Source organism: Bradyrhizobium sp. WSM1253 (genome assembly GCF_000244935.1).
In the GTDB taxonomy this organism is placed as follows: domain Bacteria; phylum Pseudomonadota; class Alphaproteobacteria; order Rhizobiales; family Xanthobacteraceae; genus Bradyrhizobium; species Bradyrhizobium canariense.
The window spans coordinates 6,554,970-6,560,969 of sequence record NZ_JH600073.1; the positions used below are offsets into that span (position 1 = coordinate 6,554,970).

Genomic DNA, 6,000 nt, shown 5'->3' on the forward strand with positions numbered 1-6,000 from the left:
GGCGGGAGCCGCGGGTTGCCATCAGCTGTCGTCCCAACGTAGAGGAATCCGTGCTCTAGGTCTGGCATCGCGTCTGCAGGTTTAATGCTTTCAAAACGCCATCGAAGGCACCTGACAGGCACGGCTTTGCCTCCGCGATTGGTTTGGCGCGACTGGCGCCTGCGCTTGCCTTGGAAATTCCGTGGCGGGGCCGAGGCCTGGGCAGCATGATCGCGGATTTTCCGCTTGCGTTGCCTTTCTGCTCGATGATCTTCGAATGTGCTGGTGCAACGATCGCAATGTGGTCCGGCGGATCCTTTAGTTCGCTCGAGGAAAGTGGCTGCGGTGGCGCTTGGAGTTGCGGAGTTTCGAGCCGGTCTGCCTTGGTCAGTGTATCGTGTGAGGGACGTAATCCGACCGTTGCGAGAGCCGGCGGCTCGTTCACAGGCTCTGTGATGCGCGGGGGCGCCTCGAGCTCCATCACGGCGAGTGTACCGAGGCCAATTAGGAAGAGAGCTACTCTCATCTGATTTCACGCCCTCCGAACGAGAAACCTCACTCAAATCCTCTTAGAAATGAGCTCCAGAAATCAAGGACGGATTGCAAAGGTCCAATAAGGCCCCTTAGCGGCAGAGGTGAACCGGGAAGCGCTGCTATGGGAGAAGATCAAAGACAGGGTTAACGCGGATCATGCGAACTGGCCGAGTGAAGGGGATAGTCAACCCGATGTGGCGCTGCCGGCTTCTCACTTCGAAAATGTCACCGAACCCCAGCTCGACGCCGTCTCGTCCTCGCTACGCCCTGGCAAGTTCGCGACTGCATTTTGCAGCGGGAGGTGTGCGTCTGTGAGTTGGTTCAAACAGCAAGGGGGACGGCGGAGTACATTTCCGCCGTGGAGGACTTCAGCAGCTTGGCAGCACGTGAGGGTGAGCTACGCAATCGTGAGCGATCACTGCAAACCGTCGGCAGGTTATCTGAGACTTCTAAGCGAGGCCGCCGGTCCACGCGGTGGAAAAGCACCGGGTCAAAATGGACAAGTAAAATATCGGGCCAGCCCCGGTGTCGAAGTTTTAGCGCTAAATTCGTCCGGATGGCGAAAAGGGCCGCTGGCTGCTGCGTCGACCTTCCACCCTGGGACATCACCGGACTCGGGCGTTCACCTCCGTCGGAAAGCGCGCGGTCACGTTGGCGGTCATTGTTCGAACCCGAGCAAGCGGCGATCAGTCCCAGCCAACCAAACAGACTTGCCCGTGGCATCGAAGCGCGGGCGTCGACAGTGGACGAAGCGCGATCTTGGCGGATTGGCTCCTGCCGATGTCATAGAGATTTGCAAATGGGGAACACCGGCCGCCGACCTACTTGACGTAGATCATTCGTTCCTTAGTGGCCCGCAGGCTGCGGATGTAATAGCCTTGTGCCTGAACGGCTGACTTGATTTCGTTGCTAACGTTGAGAACTCGTTTTCTGCTCTTGCGCCAGGTATGTGCAGAGTAAAGCGCAGGTACGGCAGAGCCTGTACTTAGAACGAGCAAGCCGCGCTTGTCATTGCGATAGATATCAAACATCGTTCGTCCCCGCTGACCATATTGAACTAAGAATGAAATATGTTTCGGTTGTCTCAATGGCCGAGCTTAGTATTTCGGTCGGCTGTGCGGGTTGTAAATCTGCAACGCCAGCGACTTTCCTTCAGTTCGTTCCGGATACAGAACGAACTGAAGCAAGCCCCGGCCGCCGTCAAATTGCTGCGTATGCAATTACTTCAGTCACGATGTGTTTCGGATGTTGTTGATTGGGGGCGGAATCGAGCGGGAAGCGGCAACCGCCGTCTTCACGGATTCGCCCCGTGTGGTTGCTCTTGCACGGCAGCGCCGACACGTCACCGTGGGCGGCGATGCATCTGGCCCGTAGGCGATGTAGCTACGTCTTTCGCTGACTGCTTGTTCAGTAAGAATAGCCGACTAGACCTGCTCGGGCTCTGCGCTTCGCGTTTTGACCCTGGCTGCGTGAAAACGTGAAATCTCGCGTAGCGCGGAGAATCTGCTTCTCAGATGGAGCGGCGTCGCAGTTCAGTATGCTCCTCACGCTCCCGGAACAGGCTTCTGAAGGAATGCTTTTCTCTGTAATTTGTGCGGCGCTGCATTTTTTACACAGCCAAGACCCATTGCGGACCTGACTGTCAAACGCGACGCTAAATTCAAACTTCAAGTAAGTCTCGGCCCGTAGTCTAGATTGTGGTCCGAATGCTGATGCGTAATGAAAATGCTTTTTAACGCGTTTAGCCCAAGACCAGCTTGCACGATCTGTCGGGCAACGCCGTTGCCACAACAATAACGTAAAGGGAGCCCCCGGCTACAATGGCATTTGAAGGTGCAGCTCGCCCAACCTGCAAGGGCGGACCGCCGGTGGTGCCCAACAACACAATCGTGCGGGCAGATTGTCCCGCCGCGAGTCTCGGTGCCAGCGCCGGTGCGAGAAGTGCTCCTGCGGAAATCTTTAGCGTCTCTCGTCTGTTCAACGTCACGGATCGCCCTCCACCTAAGCGACAGAATGCTACTGCTGAATGGCAGGACCGTCTACTTCGCTGTTCCGGTTTGAGCTTGCTTGGGAATGCCGCTTGTGGGCCTCAGCGAAGAGGCAGCATCGCTCTAGAGGTCCGCTTATTGAGGCATGGAAGACAAGATTTGCTCAGGCTGAGTTCTTCGCATTTTGACCCGCAGGAGACATGCGTTGAGGCCACTCCGTTAGTGGTGGCAACCTCCTCGGAGCTTGGGGTTGCTTCTTCGGTCTGGCCCGATTATCGTTTCTGTTGCAATCGCAAGGCAGTGGAACGGTGGAGGCCTGCGGTGCCCCGCGCTAGAGCGACCCCGGAGCGACTGAGCGCGTTTTCCGACGGCGTGTTCGCTGTCCTTATCACAGTATTGGTCTTAGAACTCCGCCGCCGGAGCAGCCGACCTTCCAAGCGTTGCTTGCGCTCTGGCCTACATGGCTAAGCTATGCTGTGAGCTACCTGTTCATCGCCGTTGTTTGGGCTAATCACCATCATCTCATGCGCTATGCGACAGATGCCACGCCCCGCCTGATGTGGTTTAATTTCGCGCATTTGTTTTCTGTATCGTTGCTTCCGCTCTCAACCGCTTGGATGGCCGTGAGCGAATTAGCCCCGCAGCCGGTTGCCTTCTACGCGGCAGTATTCTTCCTGGTGAACGCGACCTATATATTTTTGATCTTGGAGCTCATCGACCGCGCCCCGGTCGATGATACGCCGCCGAAGGTGCGCAGGGTCTCATGCGTGTCCGACCGATCGTAACTCTATGCCTTTTTGGGCTGGCCGCGGGTGTTGCGCTTAAATATCCTCTGGTTGGACTTGCCATTTGTTGTTGTTGTCTGACCGTCTATCTGAAACCCGAAGCGCCGGGAGCGTGAGCGAACGTGGGTTGCTAAGCCGCCTTTTGGCCATTGCCGACCTGCCACAAGCAACCGGTCCAGGACCGCTTATGACCCGGAACGGAAGGTCGCAGACCAAGACCGTCCGAACCTCTGGCACGGACACCACCCGACGAATCCGGCGGTGGCGCAAATGCGAAGTGCGGCGGCGTCTCCTAGGGCGACCTTCGCATAGACCAGAGGATAGCGTTCGTGAGGATTCGCTGGTAGCGGGCGTCCTGCCAAACTGACGGCTCGTGGCCTAGCGCCGAATAAAATACTCGTCCCTCGCCATAGAATCGGGTCCAGGTGAGAGGCCAGCCATAGAAACGTTGATGCACGTCGGTCTTGCCAAGGTCCCCGAGCTTGGGTCGAGACGCAGGAGCACGCGTGAACCACGATAGTCGAAGTCGCTGATTTGGTAGATCTCGTCCTCGACTTGCAACGAATTCCCGAGAAAAGCCACCAGGGGATCGCCAGGATCAACCACCTCGATCTTCACGGCCTGATGTCAAGGATAACCATTGAAGTAGCCGCCGACCAGATCGAGATAGTCCGGCCAAGTGTAGAATGTGTCCGTCGCCGAATGAACCCCGAGGAACCCGCGGCCCGAGCGCACAAACTTGAGAAGAGCTCTCTTTTGCGCGGCGCTCATCGGAAGTTCTCCGGTTGTGTAGAACATCACCGCCGCGTAGCGCTCGAGGTTTTCGGTAGAAAATTCGGACGTGTCTTCCGTTGCAATGACTTCAAAGGCACCCGAATTGCTTCCGAGCTGGGTCAGGATTACCTTGGAAAGCGGTATGACATCATGCCGGTAGCCGGCGGAGTATGATCTTCCCCCGAAAAAGTGGACGGGTTTAAGCGACTTTTAGCTCCATTTCGATCGGGGCGATATATCCGATGGCGGAATGGAGCCTGGTTCGGTTGTAGAAGCCCTCGATGAAGGCGAAGATATCGCGCTGAGCCTCGGCGCGGGTGTTGTAGTCGCGATGATGGACGAGCTCGGTCTTCAAGGTATGGAAGAAGCTCTCCATCGGGGCGTTGTCGTAGCAATCGGCCTTGCGGCTCATGGATGCGGTGATGTCGGCGTCGGTAAGAGCATCACGATAGGCGCGTGAGGCATACTGCACGCCGCGATCGGAGTGATGGATCAACCCAGCCTGGGGCCGTTGCTGCTGGATCGCCATTTTCAGGGCCGCGGATGCGAGTTCGACCTGCATATGATCCCGCATGGCCCAGCCGACGATCTTCCGGCTGAAGAGATCCATGACGGCAGCAAGGTACAGCCACCCCTCCGCGGTCGGGATGTAGGTGATATCAGCCAGCCAGACCCGGTTTGACGCATCCGCCGTGAAGTCGCGCGCGATCAGGTTCGGTGCGATCGGCAGGTCGTGGCGGCTGTCCGTGGTGCGCACCCGGCGCGGCGGCGCCATGATGGCGCGGATACCGTGTCGTTGCATCATTCGCTCGACCCGGCCGCGGCTGGTATCGCGTCCCTGCGCCCGCAGGACGGCATGGACGCGGGGGCTGCCGTAGCGGCCGCTGCTGTCCCGATGGATCTGCCGGATCACAGCCAGGAGCGCGGCATTGGATTTTGCCCGCTCGCTCACCGGCCGCTCGCGCCAGGCATAATAACCGGCCGGTGAGACCTCGAGCACCGCGCACATCAAGCGTACCGGATAGGTCTCGCGGTGATCCTCGATGAAGCGAAAGCTCATGTCCGGGTTCCGGCGAAGATCGCGATCGACTTTTTTAAAATGTTGCGCTCCATGCGCAGCCGCTCGTTCTCCTGGCGCAGGCGGGAGATCTCCGAAGCCTGGTCCGCCGACATCGGCGTCGCCTGCGTGGTGGAGCGCCACGCCGCCGATGCCGGCTCCTGCCGGAGCTTATCTACCCAGCGTCGCAATACCGAGTCGCGCAGACCGAGCTCCTTGGCCTGGCGCTTGTACTCCTCCGTAAACGACCGACGTTGACGTTCCATTCGACACCTCCGGGCTCAACAAGCCTACTACAGGTGTCCACCCATTCGGAGGAGGTTCAGTATGTGAAATAGAGGATGCGCTCTGGCGGACGCTCCGCATGCGCGCCGAGTGGTCGGATTGCCGCCGCGCCGCCGAGGAGCGCGATGAACTCACGTCGCCTCACAATCGCCTCTGCCAAAGCCAACCAACCATGCCAACCATGTTTTGAAGAAGCCTAGCACAGATCAGCCCAGCACCGGCCTTGGGGCATCGCCCTCTGGCGTCCTATGCAACGCTGCTGGCCCATCAGCGAAGTGGCGAATCGTCTCATTGAGGTCAGCTTCGTGGGTGGAAGCGGACTGGTTTTGCTCAGGCCGGGTTCTTCGCACTTTGACTCAAATGTATGGTCCGGCCGCGCGTTGCAAGAGGTTTCGTCAACCTGGCAGATGCGGTCTTGCATCAATGTATCCGGCCTCTGATTGGAGCGTGTTGTGCTCCGGGCCATCATGGATATCAGCACGCATTCGAGCTAATTAGCGGACAGGCCTCGAACGGGCCATTCGGGTCACCAGTGTTCGCATGCGCCGGGAAGACCGATCCTCCATCGTTGTCTCATTCCTCTCGCAGACCTCGGCGG

4 protein-coding genes and 1 pseudogene are annotated in these 6,000 nt (G+C 58.4%); 1 reads left to right on the plus strand and 4 read right to left on the minus strand.

The window, feature by feature from the left end:
* Nucleotides 1-1,334: 1,334 nt before the first annotated feature.
* A complete protein-coding gene (locus BRA1253DRAFT_RS42145) occupies nucleotides 1,335-1,544 on the minus strand; it encodes a hypothetical protein (RefSeq protein ID WP_007601166.1) in 210 nt (69 codons plus the stop codon).
* Between the two features lie 789 nt (nucleotides 1,545-2,333).
* Between BRA1253DRAFT_RS42145 and BRA1253DRAFT_RS42150 the strand changes: the two are divergent.
* A pseudogene (locus BRA1253DRAFT_RS42150) lies at nucleotides 2,334-3,286 on the plus strand (TMEM175 family protein).
* A gap of 292 nt (nucleotides 3,287-3,578) precedes the next feature.
* On the opposite strand, the gene BRA1253DRAFT_RS45575 reads toward BRA1253DRAFT_RS42150, so the two are convergent.
* The 3 genes from BRA1253DRAFT_RS45575 to BRA1253DRAFT_RS31865 form a co-directional block, all read right to left on the minus strand.
* Nucleotides 3,579-3,743 carry a ThuA domain-containing protein gene (locus tag BRA1253DRAFT_RS45575; protein WP_083869974.1) on the minus strand — a complete coding sequence of 55 codons (165 nt, stop codon included), beginning with the start codon at nucleotides 3,741-3,743 and terminating at the stop codon, nucleotides 3,579-3,581.
* Between the two features lie 170 nt (nucleotides 3,744-3,913).
* Nucleotides 3,914-4,204 (minus strand): ThuA domain-containing protein, encoded by a 291-nt coding sequence (locus BRA1253DRAFT_RS45580; protein ID WP_083869976.1) that lies wholly within the window; start codon nucleotides 4,202-4,204, stop codon nucleotides 3,914-3,916.
* A 55-nt stretch (nucleotides 4,205-4,259) separates the two neighbouring features.
* A protein-coding gene (locus tag BRA1253DRAFT_RS31865; protein ID WP_088941190.1) for an IS3 family transposase occupies nucleotides 4,260-5,383 on the minus strand; the annotation gives its coding sequence in 2 pieces (ribosomal slippage) (nucleotides 4,260-5,140 and nucleotides 5,140-5,383; 1,125 coding nt in all).
* Nucleotides 5,384-6,000 lie beyond the last annotated feature (617 nt).